This is a genomic window from Streptomyces phaeolivaceus (assembly GCF_009184865.1).
Taxonomy (GTDB): Bacteria; Actinomycetota; Actinomycetes; order Streptomycetales; family Streptomycetaceae; genus Streptomyces; species Streptomyces phaeolivaceus.
The window spans coordinates 7554854-7575091 of sequence record NZ_CP045096.1; the positions used below are offsets into that span (position 1 = coordinate 7554854).

The 20238-nt window shown below is 71.5% G+C and carries 13 protein-coding genes; 11 read left to right on the forward strand and 2 right to left on the reverse strand.

What is annotated here, in order from left to right:
* The first annotated feature begins 169 nt into the window (after window positions 1-169).
* The 5 genes from F9278_RS34870 (at window position 170) to F9278_RS34890 (ending at window position 7361) form a co-directional block, all read left to right on the forward strand.
* On the forward strand, window positions 170-2551 hold the full coding sequence (locus tag F9278_RS34870) for an MMPL family transporter (protein ID WP_152171856.1): 2382 nt from the start codon (window positions 170-172) through the stop codon (window positions 2549-2551).
* Window positions 2529-3104: a GNAT family N-acetyltransferase gene (locus F9278_RS34875; RefSeq protein WP_152171857.1), complete on the forward strand. Its 576-nt coding sequence runs from the start codon at window positions 2529-2531 to the stop codon at window positions 3102-3104. The genes F9278_RS34870 and F9278_RS34875 overlap by 23 nt, the downstream gene beginning before the upstream one ends.
* A gap of 35 nt (window positions 3105-3139) precedes the next feature.
* Window positions 3140-3787: a hypothetical protein gene (locus F9278_RS34880; protein WP_152171858.1), complete on the forward strand. Its 648-nt coding sequence runs from the start codon at window positions 3140-3142 to the stop codon at window positions 3785-3787.
* 200 nt (window positions 3788-3987) lie between these two features.
* Window positions 3988-4203 (forward strand): hypothetical protein, encoded by a 216-nt coding sequence (locus tag F9278_RS34885; RefSeq protein ID WP_152171859.1) that lies wholly within the window; start codon window positions 3988-3990, stop codon window positions 4201-4203.
* 74 nt (window positions 4204-4277) lie between these two features.
* Window positions 4278-7361 (forward strand): helix-turn-helix transcriptional regulator, encoded by a 3084-nt coding sequence (locus F9278_RS34890; protein ID WP_152171860.1) that lies wholly within the window; start codon window positions 4278-4280, stop codon window positions 7359-7361.
* Between the two features lie 65 nt (window positions 7362-7426).
* Here F9278_RS34890 and F9278_RS34895 read toward each other — a convergent pair whose 3' ends face one another.
* Window positions 7427-8596 (reverse strand): PQQ-dependent sugar dehydrogenase, encoded by a 1170-nt coding sequence (locus F9278_RS34895; protein WP_152171861.1) that lies wholly within the window; start codon window positions 8594-8596, stop codon window positions 7427-7429.
* A gap of 112 nt (window positions 8597-8708) precedes the next feature.
* Complete coding sequence (locus F9278_RS34900) at window positions 8709-9707, reverse strand: aldo/keto reductase (RefSeq protein WP_152171862.1); 999 nt, start codon at window positions 9705-9707, stop codon at window positions 8709-8711.
* Between the two features lie 75 nt (window positions 9708-9782).
* Here F9278_RS34900 and F9278_RS34905 point away from each other — a divergent pair, with 75 nt between their 5' ends.
* The 6 genes from F9278_RS34905 (at window position 9783) to serA (ending at window position 20123) form a co-directional block, all read left to right on the forward strand.
* Entirely contained in the window at window positions 9783-10784 is a 1002-nt protein-coding gene (locus F9278_RS34905) for a 2-hydroxyacid dehydrogenase (protein ID WP_193241769.1), read from the forward strand.
* A gap of 391 nt (window positions 10785-11175) precedes the next feature.
* Window positions 11176-14250 (forward strand): putative bifunctional diguanylate cyclase/phosphodiesterase, encoded by a 3075-nt coding sequence (locus F9278_RS34910; RefSeq protein WP_226967089.1) that lies wholly within the window; start codon window positions 11176-11178, stop codon window positions 14248-14250.
* Between the two features lie 354 nt (window positions 14251-14604).
* Window positions 14605-16452: an acetolactate synthase large subunit gene (locus tag F9278_RS34915; protein ID WP_152171863.1), complete on the forward strand. Its 1848-nt coding sequence runs from the start codon at window positions 14605-14607 to the stop codon at window positions 16450-16452.
* A gap of 22 nt (window positions 16453-16474) precedes the next feature.
* A complete protein-coding gene (gene ilvN / locus F9278_RS34920; protein WP_030040507.1) occupies window positions 16475-17002 on the forward strand; it encodes an acetolactate synthase small subunit in 528 nt (175 codons plus the stop codon).
* Between the two features lie 139 nt (window positions 17003-17141).
* Window positions 17142-18143, forward strand: coding sequence for a ketol-acid reductoisomerase (gene ilvC, locus F9278_RS34925; RefSeq protein WP_152171864.1), 1002 nt, complete (start codon window positions 17142-17144; stop codon window positions 18141-18143).
* A 390-nt stretch (window positions 18144-18533) separates the two neighbouring features.
* A complete protein-coding gene (serA, locus tag F9278_RS34935) occupies window positions 18534-20123 on the forward strand; it encodes a phosphoglycerate dehydrogenase (protein ID WP_152171865.1) in 1590 nt (529 codons plus the stop codon).
* Window positions 20124-20238: the final 115 nt, after the last annotated feature.

Below are 20238 nucleotides of genomic sequence, written 5' to 3' on the forward strand. Positions count from 1 at the left end.
CCCTCAGGCGTGTCACGGCGGTGACGCGGGGGCGACAGAGCGCCGCCGTTCGTCCTGTGAGGTGCCTCCCATCCCATGTGAGGAGACCCTCAAAGGGGCCAAACGATCACATTGTGGTGCGACAGTTGCCAGGAATTGTTCATGTCTCCCCTCCCCAGGAGCACGATCCGTGGCAGCCCTAGCGCGCTGGTGTGTCCGGCACCGTCTTGTCGCCGTCCTTCTGTGGCTTCTCGCCTTCGCCGGCACGGCCGCCGGCGCCGCCGTCGCGGGAGCCGCGTACTCGAACGACTACAAGACCCCCGGAACCGAGTCCAGCCGCGCCACCGACCTCCTCGACGAGGGCTTCCCGGGCGTCGGCGGCGACAACGCCACCGTCGTCTGGCACACGGACGCGGGCACCGGATCGGTACGGGCCGCCGCCGTCGAGCAGACCATGACCCGGACCCTCGACCGGATCGCCGAACTGCCGGGCGTCGCCGCCGTGACCGACCCGTACGACGGCGCCGACGGCGGCCGGATCAGCCAGGACGGCCGTACGGCGTACGCCACCGTCACCTTCGACAAGCCGGCCGAGGACGTCGACAAGGCGCAGGCCGAGGCCGTCGTCGACACCGCGAAGGCCGCCGAGAGCGACGGGCTCCAGGTGGAGCTGGGCGGCACCTCCATCGGGCTCACCGAGTCCTCCGGCGGGCATCTCGCCGAGATCGTGGGTGTGCTGGTCGCCGCCGTGGTCCTCTTCCTGGCGTTCGGCTCGCTCGCCGCCAGTCTGCTGCCGATCGCGACCGCCCTGGTCAGCGTGGGGACCGCCTACGCGGGGATCACCCTGCTCGGGCACGCCATGACGGTCGCCGACTTCGCGCCCATGCTGGGCACCCTGATCGGCCTCGGCGTCGGTATCGACTACGCGCTGTTCATCGTGACCCGGCACCGCCGGGGGCTGAAGCGGGGGCTGTCCGTCGAGGAGGCCGCGCGGAGCGCCGTCGCGACCACCGGACGGGCCGTCGTCTTCGCGGGCGCCACGGTCTGCATAGCCCTGCTCGGCATGCTCATCCTGCGGCTCGGCTTCCTCAACGGCGTCGCGATAGCCGCCTCCCTCACGGTGGTCCTCACCGTCGCCGCCTCCGTGACCCTGCTGCCCGCCCTGCTGTCGTTCATCGGCATGCGCGCGCTCAGCCGCCGCGAGCGCCGCCGGCTCGCCGAGCACGGCCCCGAGCCCGAACTGCCCACCGGCTTCGCCGCCCGCTGGTCCGCCTTCGTCGAACGGCACCCCAAGAAGCTGGGCGCGATCGCCCTCGTCGTGATGACCCTGCTCGCGCTGCCCACCCTCGGACTGCGCCTCGGCACCTCCGACCAGGGCAACGACCCGCAGGCGACCACCACCCGCCAGGCGTACGACCTCCTCGCGGAGGGCTTCGGGCCGGGCGTGAACGGCCCGCTCACCCTGGTCACCGAGGTCGACGGCGCCGCCGACAAGCTCGCCCTCGACAACCTCGACACCACGCTCAGGGCCACCGAGGGCGTCTCGGCGGTGACCCCGGTGACGTACAACACCGGTGGCGACACCGCCTACCTCACCGTCGTACCCGACTCCTCCCCGCAGTCCGCGAGGACCAGCGAGCTGGTCGAACGGCTGCGCGGCGAGGTGCTGCCGCGCGCCGAGACCGGGACCTCCCTCGATCTGCACGTCGGCGGGGTGACCGCCGGTTACGACGACTTCGCGGACGTCATCGTCGGCAAGCTGCCGCTGTTCGTCGGTGTTGTCATCGGCCTCGGCTGTCTGCTGCTCCTGCTCGCCTTCCGCTCCGTCGGGATACCGCTCAAGGCCGCCGCGATGAACGTGGCCGCCGTCGCCGCCGCGTTCGGTGTGGTCGTCGCGATCTTCCAGTGGGGCTGGGGGAGCGAGCTGCTGGGCCTCGGCCGGGCCGGGCCGATCGAACCCTTCCTCCCCGTGATCATGGTCTCGGTCCTCTTCGGGCTCTCCATGGACTACCAGGTCTTCCTGGTCAGCCGGATGTACGAGGAGTGGCTGGAGACCGGCGACAACCGGCGCGCGGTCCGCGTCGGCCTCGCCGAGACCAGCCGGGTGATCAACTCCGCGGCGGTCATCATGATCTCCGTCTTCCTCGCCTTCGTGCTCAGCGGCGACCGCGTGATCGCCATGTTCGGCATCGCGCTGGCCGCCGCCGTCGCCCTGGACGCCTTCGTCCTGCGGACGCTCCTCGTCCCCGCCCTGATGCATCTGCTCGGCGGCGCCAACTGGTGGCTGCCCCGCTGGCTCGACCGGCGCATGCCCCGCATCAGCATCGAACCGCCCGAATCCCGCGCCGCCCATGAGAGGCTGGCCGCCGCGACGGACGCCGAGGTGGCGGACGTACTGGCGGGGGACGCCGCGAGGGTACCGGCGGCGCGGGACGCCGACGCGACGGAGACACGGACCGCGGACGTACCGGTCATGGACCTGCCGGTCATGGATCTACCGGCCATGGACCCGCCGGTCACGGACGTACGGGGTGAGGAGCGACAACCGGATGTACGCGATATCCCTGGGTGACGACGGGGCCGAACTGCGGCCACTGGAACCCTGGCACGCCGAGGAGTTCCTCGCGCACCTGGAGCGGGGGCGGGACTTCATCAACCGGTACGTCCCCTTCGGACAGACCGCCGCGGACGGCGAAGGCGCCCGCGCGGTCCTCCAGCGGTACGCCGACATGCGCGCCGCCGACACCGGTTCCCTGCACGGCATCTGGCTCGACGGCAAGCTCGTCGGCGGGGTCCTCTTCCTCAACTTCGACGCCGAGAACGCCAACTGCGAGGTCGGCTGCTGGCTGGAGCCCGCCGGCACCGGACGGGGACTCGTCACCCGCGCCGTGCGGATCCTCATCGACTGGGCCGTCGACGAACGCGCCATCCACCGCGTCGAGTGGATCGCCGCCTCCGGCAACACGCCGAGCCTCAACGTGGCACGGCGGCTCGGCATGGTCAGGGACGGTGTGCAGCGCGAGAGACATCCCCACCGGGGTGTCCGGCACGACTTGGAGATATGGTCCGTCCTGGCGCCCGAATGGCGTGCGGCACGCGCTCGCGGCGCTCACAGCGAGCGTTAAGAAACCTCTCAGACAACATTCGTACGGTGCGAGGTATGGGAACCAAGACAGTTGACGAGACCGGGGCCGACACGGGCGCCGAGGCCAGGAACGACGACGAGTCGGTGAAGGGCACCGACCTCACCAAGGGGGACGCGGCCAAGGAGGACGCCACGACGGACGCCACGACGGACGCCGCGGCGGACGCCGGTGACGCGGCCGAGGCCGACGGCTCCGGTGACCTCGGCGACTCCGACGAGGCCGAGGAGTTCGACGAGGAGTTCCCGCCGGCCGCCGCGAAGGCGACGCCGGGTGTGGGACAGGGTGCCGCCGGCATCGTGTCCGTGGTGCTGGGCCTGGTCTCGCTGACCGGCGGCTGGGTCGGCACGGTCGCCTCCGCGCGCGCGGAGATCACCGGCCAGATCGAGATGCAGGCCGCGACGAACGCCACCGTCGCCACGCAGCTCCAGGCCGTCTACGGCGACGCCTGGCAGGCCAACGCGCTCTGGGGCGGCATCTTCGCGCTGGTCGGCCTGATCGTCGGTGTCGCCGTGCTGGTGCGGCCCGCGTTCGGCGACCCCGACCAGGTGCAGACGCCGTGGATCAAGTCGGTCGCCTGGGCCGGTGTCTCGGTCGGCTTCATCGGGCTGGTGCTGGCCGCCCTGAAGTACTCCGACATCCTGCTGGCACTGCCGAGCACCTGACGTCCGCGCCCGCTTGGGCGGGACGGCTCAGGACCGCTTCTGAGGGGCCTTAGGCCCGACCCAGGTATTCCTGGGACGGACCTAAGGCCCCTCCCACGTGTGAAGATGCGGAACTCTCCCGATGTGGCGGACCCCCCTGGGAGACGAGGGTTGAGGCATCGCAGGAAGCGAGCCGAGACCGACTTCACCAGGGGTATCAGATGTACGAGCACGAGCTGCACCAGATCCGTTCCGCCGAGCTGATCCGCGAGGCGGAGCACTACCGCCAGGTCCGCGAGGCCCGCCGCGCCCGCCGCGAGGCCGCACACGACTCCAGGGCCACGCGGAGGCCCGCGTCGGGAGAGGGTGACAAGGAGTCCGAAGGGCGCGTCCTGGGCGAACGCCTACGCCGGCTCCGCTTCCCGCGCGCCGCGTGAGCGCCGGGGCGAGGGCGAAGCCGGCCCCTCGGGGGCTGCGGATAATCGGTGCCGGAGAGTCCGAGGGTCGTGCGATGCTCGGCGATGTGGAGACCAGGTCCGTCAGTCCGGTGTTCGTCGGTCGCGTCGGCGAACTGGAGGTGTTGCGCGAGGCGTTGGCCCGCGCCGGTCGGGGCGCGACGGGGATCGGGGGAGACGGGAGCGGCGGACCGCAGGCGCTGCTGCTCGGCGGGGAGGCCGGAGTGGGGAAGACCCGCCTGGTCGAGGAGTTCGCCGGTGAGGCCGCGCGCGGGGGCGCGGTCGTCGCGCTCGGCGGCTGCGTCGAGATCGGCGCCGACGGCCTGCCCTTCGCCCCGTTCTCCACCGCGCTGCGCGCCCTGCGCCGCAGGCTGCCCGAGGAACTGGCCGCCGCGTCCACCGGACAGGAACAGGAACTGGCCCGGCTGCTGCCCGAGTTGGGCGAGGCCCCACGCGCACGGCACGACGAGGAGGGCACCGCCCGCCTCTTCGAACTCACCGCCCGCCTGCTGGAACGCCTCGCCGCCGACCGCACGATCGTCCTCGTCCTGGAGGATCTGCACTGGGCCGACGCCTCCACCCGCCACCTCCTCTCCTACCTCCTGCGCACCCTGCGCACCGGCCGCCTCGTCGTCCTCGCCACCTACCGCTCCGACGACATCCACCGCCGCCACCCGCTGCGCCCGCTCCTCGCCGAACTCGACCGCCTCCGCACGGTCCACCGTGTCGAACTGCCCCGCTTCAACCGCGCCGAGGTCGGCCACCAGCTCGCCGGCATCCTCGCCGCCGAACCCGAACCGCAGCGCGTGGACGAGATCTTCGACCGCTCCGACGGCAACGCCTTCTTCGTCGAGGAACTCGCCGCCGCCGCCCACGACGGCGGCTGCCCCGGCCTCACCGACACCCTGCGCGATCTGCTCCTCGTCCGCGTCGAACGGCTCTCCGAGGACGCCCAGCGGGTCGTCCGCATCGTCGCCGAGGGCGGCTCCACCGTGGAGTACGCCCTGCTCGCGGCCGTCGCCCGGCTCCCCGAGGACGACCTCATCGAGGCCCTGCGGACCGCCGTAGGCGCCAACATCCTGATCCCCGCCCCCGGCGGCGACGGCTACCGCTTCCGGCACTCCCTGGTCCGCGAGGCCGTCGGCGACGACCTGCTCCCCGGGGAACGCTCACGCCTCAACCGCCGCTACGCCGAGGTCCTGGAGAACGACCCGGCGCTCGTGCCCGCCGACGGCCGCACCACCCGCCTGGCCAGCTACTGGTACCACGCCCACGATCCAGCCAAGGCCCTGCCCGCCGTCCTCGACGCCTCCGCCGAGGCCCGCTCCCGGCACGCCCGCGCCGAGCAACTACGCCTGCTGGAAAGGGCGATGGAGCTGTGGGACGCGGTCCCCGACGCCGTACGCGCCACGCTGCGCCCGGTCGACTACACCGAGGTCTACCCGCCGTGCGGCTGCGCCCCCGGCACCCATCCGCTGCGCTATCTCGACCTGATGGCCGAGGCGGCCGTCGCGGGACGGCTGTGCGGAGAGCGCGAGCGGGCCCTGCGGATCACCCGCCGGGCCCTCGACCGGCTCGCGGACGGCAGCAGCCCGCTGCGCGCCGCCTGGTTCTGGGTGCAGCGCTCCCTGCTCACCGAGGGCCTGGCCCGGGGCGACGGCTGGAAGGAACTCGCCACCGCCCAGGAACTCGTCCGGGGTCTGCCCCCGTCGGAGGTGCACGCCGAGGTGCTCTCCCGCGTCGCCTGCTGGTCGATGCTCCACGCCCCCGGCCCCGACGCGCTCTCCGACGCCCAGCGCGCCGTCGAGTACGCGCGCATGGTGGGCGCCGAGGACATCGAACTGAACGCCCGCATCACCCTCGGCGGCCTGCTGGTCGAAGCCGGTGACGTCGAGGCGGGCATCGCGGAGATGGAGGACGCCCGCCGCCGCACCCTGGAACGCGGTCCCGCAGCTGTCGTGGGCCGCGCCTATGTGAACGTCCCGTCCTGTCTGGAGAGCGTCGGCCGCTCGCAGGAGGCCGTAGACCTGCTGCGCGAGGGCCTCGACGTCGTCCGCAGCATGGGCCTGTCGGTGTCCGAGGCCTGGATCTGGGGCAACCTCGCCGAGTCGCTGATCTCCCTGGGCCGCTGGGACGAGGCCGTGGAAGCGGCCAGACAGTCAGGGATCAGCGGCCCGAGCCCCAAACCGGGCGGCCTCAGCGCCATGTGCGCCTCCGCCGTCGCGCTCGCCCGGGGCGATCTCGCCGAGGCCCGGCACCGACTCACCACCGCCCACACGCTCTACGGCCGCCACAACCCGATGCCGCAGAACAACCTGCCGCTGTCCGCCCTCGCCCTCGGCATCGCCGCCGCCGAGGGCCGCCTCCCCGAGGCCCGCGCCGAACTCGCCCATGTCCTCGACACCGGGTTCCCCGTCGGCACCCAGCGCTACGCCTGGCCGCTGCTGCTCACCGCCGCCACCGCCGAGGCCGACGCCCGCGCCCTGCCGACCGCCGGGGCCGGCCGCGCCGAGGTCCTCGACGGGATCCGCGCCGTGGTCAAGAAGCTCACCACCGGCGCACCGATCTGGCTCGCCCACGAACGCTGGGTCCGCGCCGAACTCCAGCGCGCCGAGGGCCTGATGACCCCGCACACCTGGTCCGACGTCGTCACCGCCTTCGAGCCCCTGGAACGGCCCTACGACCTCGCCCGCGTCCGGCACCGCCTCGCCGAGGCGCTGCTGACCGAGGGCACCGACGACGAGACCCGGGACCGCGCGACGGAACTGCTGCGGCTGGCCGCCGCCGTCGCCGACCACCTCGGCGCCCGGCCGCTCGCCGACGAGGTCGCCCTGCTCGCCCGCCGGGCCCGCCTCACCCTGAACCGCGCCCCCGGGACCGCCCTCGCCGCCGCCGACCCCGTCGCCGCGCTCGGCCTCACCGACCGCGAACACGACGTGCTCCGCCTGGTCGCCGTCGGCCGCACCAACCGCCAGATCGCCGGGGAACTCTTCATCTCCCCGAAGACCGCCAGCGTCCACGTCTCCAACATCCTCGCCAAACTCGGCGTCTCGGGCCGAGGCGAGGCGGCGGCGGTGGCCCATCGGGTCGGGCTGGCGCCGGTGGGGGAGGGAGAGGGAGAGCGGCTGGCGGCGGGATGACCGAGGGAATCATGCGGGGAGCATGCGGGGATCATGGGGGCCGATGACCCGCTCGCACCCGTCGGCTACGACACCTCCAGCTCCAGGATCTTGTCGTCGCCGTCCTCCGGGGAGCCCCGGCCGTCCGTCTCGCTGGTCACCAGCCAGAGTTTGTCGCCGCCGGCGGAGAGGACCGTGCGGAGGCGGCCGTGTTCGCCCTCCAGGAAGGCCTGGGGGTCGGCGGCGGTCTCCGTGCCGTCCAGGGGGATGCGCCACAGGCGCTGGCCCTTGAGGCCCGCCATCCAGACCGAGCCCTCGGCCAGGGCGATGCCACTGGGGGAGGCCTCGTCCGTGGTCCAGACGGCCACCGGGTCGATGTAGCCGGACCCGCCCTCCTTGCCCTCGACCTCGGGCCAGCCGTAGTTCCCGCCGGGCTGGATGAGGTTCAGCTCGTCCCAGGTGTTCTGGCCGAACTCCGAGGCCCACAGCCGCTGCTTGCCGTCCCAGGCCAGGCCCTGGACATTGCGGTGCCCGTACGAGTAGACGACGGAGTCGTCGAAGGGGTTGCCCGGGGCCGGTTCGCCCTCCGGGGTCATCCGGAGGATCTTGCCGCCGAGGGAGTCCTTGTCCTGGGCCAGCGGACCCTCGTACCGCTCACCCGTGCTCGCGTACAGCATCTTGTCGGGGCCGAAGGCGAGCCGGCCGCCGTTGTGGTTGGTGCCCTTGGGGATGCCGCGCAGGAGGGTGTCGGGGGCGCCGAGCTGCTCGCCCGCGGGCTTCTCGGGGTCGTACAGCATCCGTACGATCCGGTTGTCGGACTCCGAGGTGAAGTACGCGTAGATCATGTGGTCCGAGGCGTACTCCGGGGAGACCGCGATGCCCATGAGGCCGCCCTCGCCCGCCGGGGCCACCCCCGGGACCTCGCCGAGCACGGTCTCCTTGCCGGACTCCTCGTCGATCCTGCTGATCGTGGCCCCGTCACGGGAGGACACCAGGAGTCCGCCCTCGGGCAGGGCCGCGAGACCCCAGGGGGTGTCCAGGCCCTCGGCGACGGTGCGGACCACCTTCACCGAGCCCTTCGCGGGGGGCGCCGCGTCCTCCGCCTCCTGGCCGGGCGGGGACGACCCGGCACCACTGCTGCTCGGGGGCGAGCTGCCGGCCGCGTCCGTACCCTCCCCGTCGTCGGAGGAGCAGCCGGTCGTCACCAGGAGCACGGCTGCGGCCAACACGGCCGTCACCACTCGACGTTGCACCATCACGATCCCTTCGGCGTGGAGCTTCTCCTTGTCTTACACCGCGAGCGCCCCACAAGTTCCACCTCCGCCGGATCAAGAGGATTTTCCGGCCCCACGCCCGGCCGCCGTCCCCTCAGTCCCAGGATCCCCGCGCGGGCGGCAGACCCGCCACCTCGGCCAGATCCCCGGCCGTCAGCCGCAGCGCGTGGGCCGCCGCGTTCTCCGTCACCCACCGCGCCTGCTTGGTGCCCGGCACCGGGACCACGTGCGGGCCGAGGGACAGCACCCAGGCCAGCGCCACCTGCGCCGGGGTCACGTCCGCCCCGTGCCGGGCGGCGATCCGGCGCAGACCGACGACGAGGGGCTGGTTGGCGGCCATCATCTCGGAGGTGAAACGGGGATGACGGGCCCGGAGGTCGTCGGGCTCGAAGCCCCCGCCAGGCGTGAGGGTGCCGGTGAGGAAACCGTTCCCCAGGGGCATGGCGGCCAGGAAACCTATACCGCGGGCCACGCACCAGGGCAGCAGCGAGTCCAGCGCCTCCCGCGACCAGACCGACAGCTCGGCCTGCACGGCACTCACCGGGAAGACCTGCTGGACCCGCTGGAGCTGGCCGATCGTGGTGTCGTACATGCCCGCGCCCGGCCGGCGCCCCGCCCGCGCGCCCACCGCGCACAGGCCCAACGCCCGTACCTTCCCGGCCCGGACGAGATCCGCCATCGCGCCCCATGTCTCCTCGACGGGGACCTCGGGATCCGCCCGGTGCAGCTGGTAGAGGTCGATGACATCGGTCTGGAGCCGGCGCAGCGAGGCATCGCAGGCCCGTCGCACATAGCCGGGGCGGCCGTTGGCCACGATGTGCTGCTCGCCCACCAGCAGACCCACCTTGGTGGAGACGAAGGCCTCCGCGCGGCGCTCCTTCAGCACCCGGCCGACCAGCAGCTCATTGGTGAAGGGGCCGTACATGTCGGCCGTGTCCAGCAGAGTCGTGCCGAGGTCGAGCGCCCGGTGCACCGTCCGCATCGACTCGTCGCCCCGTTGCCGCGATCCGGTGTACGCCCAGCTCATCGGCATGCACCCGAGTCCTACGGCCCCCACGTCGAGCGTCGCCGCGCCGATCGTCCTGCGCTCCACCTGGTCGTGACCCTCCCTCTCGCGACCCCCAACCTAACCTCTGCCGTACCGGGTACCTGACATAGCCTCCGGAGCATGACTGCTGACGCGACTGCCGACCCGACCGCGGACGTGACCGGCGATGTGTGGCTCTCCATCCCGCCGGACGAGATCGAGGGGCTCCCGCAGGGCCCCGACTACCTCTTCTGGGACGGGGGCGAGGACGGCACCCAGCCGTATCCCGGCGATCCCGCGGACTGTGTCCTGTACGTGGTGCCGTACATGAAACGGTGGCCGGTGAAGGTGAACCCGCTGGAACGGATGCGGAACCTGCGGGTCGTGCAGACGCTCACGGCGGGCGTCGACGACGTCCTGGCCCGGCTGTCGAGCCTCCCTCCCGGGGTCCAGCTGTGCAACGCGCGCGGAGTGCACGAGGCCAGCACCGCCGAACTCGCGCTCACCCTGACCCTCGCCTCGCTGCGCGGTGTCCCCGACTTCGTGCGCGCCCAGCAACAGGAGTGCTGGCAGGGCGACTTCCGCCCCGCGCTCGCCGACAGGTCCGTCCTGATCGTCGGCTACGGCGCGATCGGCTCCGCCATCGAGGACCGGCTCGTACCCTTCGAGGTGGCGCGGGTGGCGCGCGTCGCGCGCTCTGAGCGCACCACGGCGCGCGGACCGGTGCATTCGTTCACCGAACTGCCCTCCCTGCTGCCGTCGGCCGACGTCGTGATCCTGTCCACTCCGCTCACGGAACAGACGAAAGGCCTGGTCGGCGCCGACTTCCTGGCCCATATGAAGGACGGCGCCCTCCTGGTGAATGTTGCCCGCGGAGGAGTCGTCGACACCAAGGCGCTGCTCGCGGAACTGGACACCGGGCGCATCACCGCGGCACTCGACGTCACCGACCCCGAGCCGCTGCCGCCGGGGCACCCGCTCTGGCGCGCGCCCGGCGTGCTCATCAGCCCGCATGTGGGCGGACCCACGTCGGCCTTCCTGCCGCGTGCCAAAAGGCTGCTGGTGGACCAGTTGGGACGATTCGTGAACCGGGAGCCACTGCGCAACGTGGTTCTTACGACGGGCGAGACGGACGACGCGTAATCCACTTCGGGCACCCTCCGCGTTCCTTCGGAAGCGGACCGTGCTCGTGTTGCCAGAGGTGGTCACTGAGCGTAGAGGAACTATGTCCCTGAGTGACGAGACTGGTGTATCGTCCCGACAGGGGCTGCGCCGCGCACCGTTCGGCGCCGGGGACGGACTTGAGACAGCGAGGGGGGCGACGGGCGATGCACGGCCTATGGACGAACGATCCGACGCGGCGGAGCCGCCGACGGCGGCCCTGGCGAGCCGCGACGCGAAGGCACCCGCACGGGAGCCACGGCGGTCGCGGCGGTCAAGGTCATCACCGCAGGCACAGCAACCGCAGAAAGCACACCCAGCCGACCCACCGGGACCGGCGGGACACCGGGGCGGCACTCACCGGGGAGATCCGGTGAGCCCCCGCCCGTCCTCCGCCACCACGCTGAGCCCCACCCTCCGGGCGGCCAGGCCGCTGACCGGGCCGCCGTCGCCCGGCGGACGGGCACCCGCCCGCGGTGGCGCGAGCCTACGGGCCCAGCTCGTCCTCGCCCTGCTCTGCGCGGCCTACGCCGTCGGTGCCGCGCTCGGCTGGGGCAATGAGCAAGTCGCCCTCGTCATGGGCGACTTCGGCCTCAGCGCCGCGGCTGCCGCGGCGGCCGTCTCCTGCTTCCGCTACGCGCGCAGCCGCCGCAGCCGCTTTCGACCGGCCTGGCTGTTGTTCGCCCTCTCCTCCGCCATGGCGGCCCTGGGCAACGGCGTCTGGGGGTGGTACGAGGTCGTCCTGGAGCGGCCCGTCCCCGAGCCCAGCTACGCGGACCTGTTCTTCCTCTGCTTCGCGCCACCCGCCATCGTCGGCCTGCTGGTGCTGGCCAAGAGGCCCGTGACCAAGGCCGGCTGGATCTGCCTCGCACTGGACTCCTGGCTCATCGGCGGCTCCCTGGTCACCCTCTCCTGGAGCCTCGCCCTCGCCCAGAACGCCCAGCTCGACGACTCCGACACCGCCCACACCGCGCTCTCCCTGGCCTATCCGCTCCTGGACATCGCCCTGGTCAGCATGGTGCTCGCGCTGCACTTCCGCCGCTCCTCGATGCACCGCTCCGCGGTCAACACCGCGATCGGCGCCCTCGCGCTCACCGTAATGTGCGACGCCCTGTTCACCTCACCCCTGCTGCACACCAGCTACCAGTCGGGGCAGCTCCTCGACGCCGGCTGGTTCGCGGGCTCCCTGCTCCTCGCCTACGCCCCCTGGGCCGGCCAGCGGCACGGCCGGTCGGACGAGGGCGGGCACGCGCGCGTGGTGCACGAACACATCCCGGGCCAGCGGCACGACCCGAAGCCGGGACACCGCCACGAGGTCCAGCCCGGCCACCGGCACGACGGCCCCGGTGGACACGTGCATGTGCTCCTCCAGGGAGGAGGTCACAGCCGGTATCCGGCCACCCGCCCAATCGCCGGATCCCTGGCCGCGCTCACTCCCTACCTGGCCGCCGCCGTCTGCACCCTGGGCATCCTCTACAACGTGCTCAACGGCCGCAGCGTCGACCGCGTGGTGCTCATCACCGCCTGCACCGTGGTGCTCGCCCTCGTCGTACGCCAGGGCATCATGCTCCTCGACAACATCACCCTCACCCAGGAACTGGCCCAGAAGGAGAACCACTTCCGCTCCCTGGTGCAGGGCTCCAGCGACGTCATCATGATCGCCGCCCCGAACGGCATCCTCCGCTACGTCAGCCCGGCCGCCGCCGGGGTCTACGGCCGCCCCGCGGAGGACCTCGTCGGCAAGGAGCTGGCCTCGATCATCCACCCCGAGGACCTCGGCTGCGTCGTCCACGAGGTGCGCCGCTTCCTCGCCGCCAGCCCCGCCGAGGAGCCCACCACCCGCATCGAGTGCCGCTTCAAGTCCGGCGGCGGCGGAGGCTGGCTGAACGTGGAGTCCACGGTCAACCGCCACCACGGCGGCCTCATCTTCAACAGCCGGGACGTGACCGAAAGGGTCCGCCTCCAGGCCCAGTTGCAGCACAACGCCGAACACGACCCGCTCACCGACCTGCCCAACCGCGCCCTGTTCACCAAGCGCGTGCAACAGGCGCTCTCCGGCCGCCGCTCCTCCGACCGGGGCGTCGCCCTGCGGAACACTGCGGTCCTCTTCATCGACCTCGACGGCTTCAAGGCCGTCAACGACACCATCGGGCACCAGGCCGGGGACGAACTGCTCGTCCAGGCCGCCCGCAGACTCCAGGACGCCGTCCGGCAGGGGGACACCGCCTCCCGCCTCGGCGGCGACGAGTTCGCGGCCCTCATCGTCGGGGACGGCTCCCGCGACCGTTCCGCCCGCGAACAGCACATCCTGGAGCTGGCCGACCGCCTGCGGATCGCCCTCTCGCAGCCGTACACCATCGACGGAAACGATGTCCGGGTCGCCGCCTCCATCGGCGTCTCCTTCGCCGAGCCCGGCCTCGGCGCGGGCGAGCTGCTGCGCAACGCCGACCTCGCCATGTACCGGGCCAAGGCGTCCGGGAAGGGCCGTGTCGAGCTGTACAAGCCACAGATGCAGCAGGACGTCGTACGCAAGGCGGAGCTGGCCACCCGGCTGCGGGCCGCGCTGCACGACGGCGAGTTCATGCTGCTGAACCAGCCCGTGGTGGAGCTGGAGACCGGCCGGATCTCCTCGGTGGCGACGGCGGCCCGCTGGCGTTCGTCCCAGGGGGTGCTGTTCACGCCCGCCGAGTTCCTGCGGGTCTCCGAGGACAGCGAGAAGACCGCCGAGCTGGGCCGCTGGATGCTGGAGCAGGCCGTCGAGCAGGCCGCCGACCGCCTCACCGGCGGCCTGAACGTACCGGTCTCCGTCCGGATGAGCGCCCGGCGGCTGCTGGACCGCTCACTGCCCCCCGGCTCGATCGAGACGCTCCTCACCCGCCATGGGCTGCCCTCCGGCTCCCTGGTCGTCGAGCTGTCCGACACCGAGCTGAAGTGCCCGCTGGACGAGCTGGAGCGCCGGCTGAACCAGTTGCGGCGCCTCGGGGTCCGGGTCGCGCTGGACGGCCTCGGCAGCGGCCACGCGGCCATCACGGCACTGCGCCGGCTCCCCGTCGACGTACTGAAGCTGGACCGGGGCCTGATCGAGGGGATCGTGGAGTCCACGCGGCTCCAGAAGATCACCCGTGGGCTGCTGCGGATCGCCGACGACCTGGGGCTGCAGTCCGTGGCCGACGGGGTGGACCTGCCCGAGCAGGTCGTCGCCCTGCGCGCGATGGGCTGCACCCACGGCCAGGGTGCCGCCTTCTCCGGGCCCCTGGACGAGTACCGCCTGCGCCGGGCCCTGTCGCTCGGGCACTACCCGTTGCCCAGCGGACCCGCGGAACCCGCGTTCGCGGGTGGCGGGAGGGAGCCCGAGGGGCGGATCGGCGCCGAGAGCGGGGGAGGGCGGAGGTCCGAGGCGCTCAGCGCGGTCGTGGCGTCGCCACCGACGCTGGCGCCCCGGAGGTGAGAGCGGGCATTGAGGGGCGCGGGGGTGTACACAAGGGGGTAACCGCTGTCGAGGGAGGCGGACGTGCCCATAGCTCACATGATGAGACTCCCGTCCCACTCACTTGACACGCGGTGCGCGCCGGGGGGAGGGTCAGTGCCATGCGCACTCGAATCCTCGTACTTGGAAAGCGCGTCGGCTGAAGCTGGGACCCACCGGAGGACGTTCCGGAATCCCCGGCGACCGTACCCGGCGCGCTCCCCTCGCTTGCCTCGTGGCAAGGAGGGGTTTTTTGTTGCACGGGCACCAGTCGGACGCCAGCCGCACTTCGTACAAACCTCGCAAAACACCCTCAGCATCGAGAAGAGAATGCCGATGACCGAGCAGGCCACCGGGGCCCACCATCCGCAGCCGCGGCCCCGATCCGGAGGACCGTCCACCCCCGTCGAGCACGTCACGGGTGCGCAGTCCCTCATCCGCTCTCTCGAGGAGGTCGGGGCCGACACGGTGTTCGGCATCCCCGGCGGTGCGATCCTCCCGGCCTACGACCCGCTGATGGACTCCACCCGCGTGCGTCATGTGCTGGTCCGTCATGAGCAGGGCGCCGGCCACGCCGCGACCGGCTACGCGCAGGCCACCGGCAAGGTCGGTGTCTGCATGGCCACTTCGGGCCCCGGCGCCACCAACCTGGTGACCCCGATCGCCGACGCCCACATGGACTCGGTGCCGATGGTCGCGATCACCGGGCAGGTCGCGTCGAAGGCGATCGGCACGGACGCCTTCCAGGAGGCGGACATCGTCGGCATCACGATGCCGATCACCAAGCACAACTTCCTGGTCACCAAGGCCGAGGACATCCCGCGCACCATCGCGCAGGCCTTCCACATCGCCTCCACCGGCCGCCCCGGTCCGGTCCTGGTCGACATCGCCAAGGACGCCCTCCAGGCCCGTACGACCTTCAGCTGGCCGCCCACCACCGACCTGCCCGGCTACCGGCCGGTGACCAAGCCGCACGCCAAGCAGATCCGCGAGGCCGCCAAGCTGGTCACCGCCGCCAAGCGGCCCGTGCTGTACGTCGGCGGCGGCGTCCTCAAGGCGCGGGCCACGGCCGAGCTGAAGGTGCTCGCCGAGCTGACCGGCGCGCCCGTCACCACCACCCTGATGGCGCTCGGCGCGTTCCCCGACAGCCACCCGCAGCACCTGGGCATGCCCGGGATGCACGGCTCGGTGGCCGCCGTCACCGCGCTGCAGAAGGCCGACCTGATCATCGCCCTCGGCGCCCGCTTCGACGACCGGGTCACCGGCAAGCTGGACAGCTTCGCGCCGTTCGCGAAGATCGTCCACGCGGACATCGACCCGGCGGAGATCGGCAAGAACCGCGCCGCCGACGTGCCGATCGTCGGTGACGCCCGCGAGGTCATCGCCGACCTGATCCAGGCCGTGCAGAAGGAGCACAGCGAGGGCGTCCGGGGCGACTACAGCGCCTGGTGGAAGGACCTCGACCGCTGGCGCGAGACCTACCCGCTCGGCTACGACCAGCCGGCCGACGGCTCGCTCTCCCCGCAAGCCGTCATCGAGCGCATCGGCCAGCTCGCCCCCGAGGGCACGATCTTCGCGGCGGGCGTCGGCCAGCACCAGATGTGGGCCGCCCACTTCATCCAGTACGAGAAGCCCGCCACCTGGCTGAACTCCGGCGGCGCCGGAACGATGGGGTACGCGGTCCCGGCCGCCATGGGCGCCAAGGCCGGAGCCCCCGGGCAGACCGTCTGGGCGATCGACGGCGACGGCTGCTTCCAGATGACCAACCAGGAACTCACCACCTGCGCCCTGAACAACATCCCGATCAAGGTCGCCATCATCAACAACGGCGCCCTCGGGATGGTCCGCCAGTGGCAGACCCTGTTCTACAACCAGCGCTACTCCAACACCGTCCTGCACAGCGGCCCGGACGACGTGAACCCCAAGGCCCGCGGCACCCGCGTCCCCGACTTCGTGAAGCTGTCGGAGGCCATGGGCTGCTACGCGATCCGCTGCGAGTCCCCGGACGACCTCGACAAGGTCATCGAGGAGGCGAACTCGGTCAACGACCGCCCGGTCGTCGTCGACTTCGTCGTCCACGAGGACGCGATGGTGTGGCCGATGGTCGCCGCCGGCACCTCCAACGACACGATCATGGCCGCCCGGGACGTCCGCCCCGACTTCGGCGACAACGAAGACGACTGAGCGAAAGAGACGTAAAGAAGCCATGTCCAAGCACACGCTCTCCGTCCTGGTGGAGAACACCCCCGGCATCCTGGCCCGGATCGCCGCCCTGTTCTCCCGTCGCGGCTTCAACATCGACTCCCTCGCGGTCGGTGTCACCGAGCACCCCGAGATCTCCCGCATCACCATCGTGGTGAACGTGATCGAGGAACTGCCGCTGGAGCAGGTGACGAAGCAGCTCAACAAGCTCGTCAACGTCCTGAAGATCGTCGAACTGGAGCCGGGCTCCGCCGTTCAGCGGGAACTCGTTCTGGTGAAGGTGCGCGCCGACAACGAGACCCGCTCCCAGATCGTCGAGATCGTCCAGCTCTTCCGCGCCAAGACCGTCGACGTCTCCCCGGAGGCCGTCACCATCGAGGCCACCGGCTCCAGCGACAAGCTGTCCGCCATGCTGAAGATGCTGGAGCCGTTCGGTATCAAGGAGTTGGTCCAGTCCGGCACGATCGCGATCGGACGTGGTTCCCGTTCGATCACGGACCGCTCGCTGAGGGCGCTCGACCGGTCGGCCTGAGCAGTTGAACACGGGCGGCCGGCCACCGTCGGCCCTCGACCGTCGACCCGGCCGCCCGTATACCGAGACCCGCGGACTTTCATTCCGCCCGCCGTCATACGGTGGGACGCAACACCTGCACTCAAGGAGAGAAACCAAAGTGGCCGAGCTGTTCTACGACGCTGACGCCGACCTGTCCATCATCCAGGGCCGCAAGGTCGCGGTCATCGGCTACGGCAGCCAGGGCCACGCCCACGCGCTGTCCCTGCGCGACTCGGGTGCCGACGTCCGCGTCGGTCTGCACGAGGGCTCCAAGTCCAAGGCGAAGGCCGAGGAGCAGGGCCTGCGCGTGGTGACCCCGTCGGAGGCCGCCGCCGAGGCCGACGTCATCATGATCCTCGTCCCGGACCCCATCCAGGCCCAGGTCTACGAGGAGTCCATCAAGGACAACCTCAACGACGGCGACGCCCTGTTCTTCGGCCACGGCCTGAACATCCGCTTCGGCTTCATCAAGCCCCCGGCCGGCGTCGACGTCTGCATGGTCGCCCCCAAGGGCCCCGGCCACCTGGTCCGCCGCCAGTACGAGGAGGGCCGCGGCGTTCCGTGTATCGCCGCCGTCGAGCAGGACGCCACCGGCAACGCCTTCGCGCTGGCCCTGTCGTACGCCAAGGGCATCGGCGGCACCCGCGCCGGCGTCATCAAGACGACCTTCACCGAGGAGACCGAGACCGACCTGTTCGGTGAGCAGGCCGTCCTCTGCGGTGGTACGGCCGCGCTGGTCAAGGCCGGTTTCGAGACGCTGACCGAGGCCGGCTACCAGCCGGAGATCGCGTACTTCGAGTGCCTGCACGAGCTGAAGCTGATCGTCGACCTCATGTACGAGGGCGGCCTGGAGAAGATGCGCTGGTCGATCTCCGAGACCGCCGAGTGGGGCGACTACGTCACCGGCCCGCGGATCATCACGGACGCCACCAAGGCCGAGATGAAGAAGGTCCTCGCCGAGATCCAGGACGGCACCTTCGCCCAGGCGTGGATGGACGAGTACCACGGCGGTCTGAAGAAGTACAACGAGTACAAGACCCAGGACTCCGAGCACCTGCTGGAGACCACGGGCAAGGAGCTGCGCAAGCTCATGTCGTGGGTCAACGACGACGAGGCGTGATCCTGTGAGGTCGGCCGTGGCGGGGTTCACCCGGTGCCACGGCCGGCCTTGTTTCACGTCCGGGTGATCCTTCCGCAGTGGCGTGAGGCGAGGCCCCCGGCGCCACTACACTGCTGCACTACATACGCGTCAGGCCCACAGCGTCGTGCGTCTTCCACGCGGCCCAGCGACACCGAAGATTTACGGGCACGCCCCCGCGCCGCCCGGCACGCACTCTCGCCGCACCGGCCGAAGGCCCCAGTAGCTCCGCTACGAGAGCCTTCGTCCGGCACACCGAGAGCACGCACCGAACGACACGGGAACGCCCCGCGAATCTCCGGTGCCGCTTCCCCTCCACCGCCTGCGGCCGTCGGGACGGCCGTCCGCAGCATTGGACTTGTGAGGACTCACGTGAGCTCGAAACCAGTCGTACTGATCGCTGAAGAGCTGTCGCCCGCCACCGTCGACGCGTTGGGCCCGGACTTCGAGATCCGGAACGTCAACGGAGCGGACCGAGCCGAACTGCTCCCGGCCATCGCCGACGTCGACGCGATCCTGATCCGCTCGGCCACCAAGGTCGACGCCGAGGCGATCGCCGCCGCGAAGAAGCTGAAGGTCGTCGCGCGCGCCGGCGTCGGCCTGGACAACGTGGACGTCTCCGCCGCCACCAAGGCCGGCGTGATGGTCGTCAACGCCCCCACCTCGAACATCGTGACCGCCGCCGAGCTGGCCTGCGGTCTGCTGCTCGCCACCGCCCGCCACATCCCGCAGGCGAACACGGCGCTGAAGAACGGCGAGTGGAAGCGCAGCAAGTACACGGGCGTGGAGCTGGCCGAGAAGACCCTCGGTGTCGTCGGCCTCGGCCGCATCGGCGCGCTCGTCGCCCAGCGCATGTCCGCGTTCGGCATGAAGGTCGTCGCCTACGACCCCTACGTACAGCCCGCGCGGGCCGCGCAGATGGGCGTCAAGGTCCTCTCCCTGGACGAGCTCCTCGAGGTCTCCGACTTCATCACCGTCCACCTGCCGAAGACCCCCGAGACGGCCGGTCTGATCGGCGACGAGGCGCTGACGAAGGTCAAGCCGTCGGTGCGGATCGTCAACGCCGCGCGCGGCGGGATCGTCGACGAGGCCGCGCTGTACTCGGCGCTCAAGGAAGGCCGGGTCGCGGGCGCGGGCCTCGACGTGTACGCCAAGGAGCCCTGCACCGACTCGCCGCTGTTCGAGCTGGACGAGGTCGTCTGCACCCCGCACCTGGGCGCGTCCACGGACGAGGCGCAGGAGAAGGCGGGCATCGCGGTCGCCCGTTCCGTGCGTCTCGCGCTCGCCGGTGAGCTGGTCCCGGACGCGGTGAACGTCCAGGGCGGTGTCATCGCCGAGGACGTCAAGCCCGGTCTGCCGCTCGCCGAGCGGCTCGGCCGGATCTTCACCGCGCTGGCCGGTGAGGTCGCGGTCCGCCTCGACGTCGAGGTGTACGGCGAGATCACCCAGCACGATGTGAAGGTGCTGGAGCTGTCCGCGCTCAAGGGCGTCTTCGAGGACGTCGTCGACGAGACGGTGTCGTACGTCAACGCCCCGCTGTTCGCGCAGGAGCGCGGCGTCGAGGTGCGGCTGACGACCTCGTCCGAGTCGCCCGACCACCGCAATGTCGTCACCGTGCGCGGGACGCTCGGCAGCGGCGAGGAGGTGTCGGTGTCCGGGACGCTGGCCGGGCCGAAGCACCACCAGAAGATCGTCGCGGTGGGTGAGTACGACGTGGATCTGGCGCTCGCCGATCACATGGTCGTCTTCCGGTACGTCGACCGGCCCGGTGTCGTCGGCACGGTGGGGCGGATCTTCGGTGAGGCCGGGATCAACATCGCCGGGATGCAGGTCGCCCGTTCCGCGGCCGGGGGCGAGGCGCTCGCGGTGCTGACCGTGGACGACACCGTGCCGCAGCCGGTGCTCGTGGAGGTCGCGGAGGAGATCGGCGCGACGTCGGCGCGCTCGGTGAACCTGGTCTGAGGTTGCGTGGGCGGGTGCGGGTCCGGTGGGGCTTCTCGCGCAGTTCCCCGCGCCCCTGAAAAAGCGGGGGCTGCGCCCCCTGCTTTTTCGGGCCGAAGAGCCCGGGGCGCAGCCC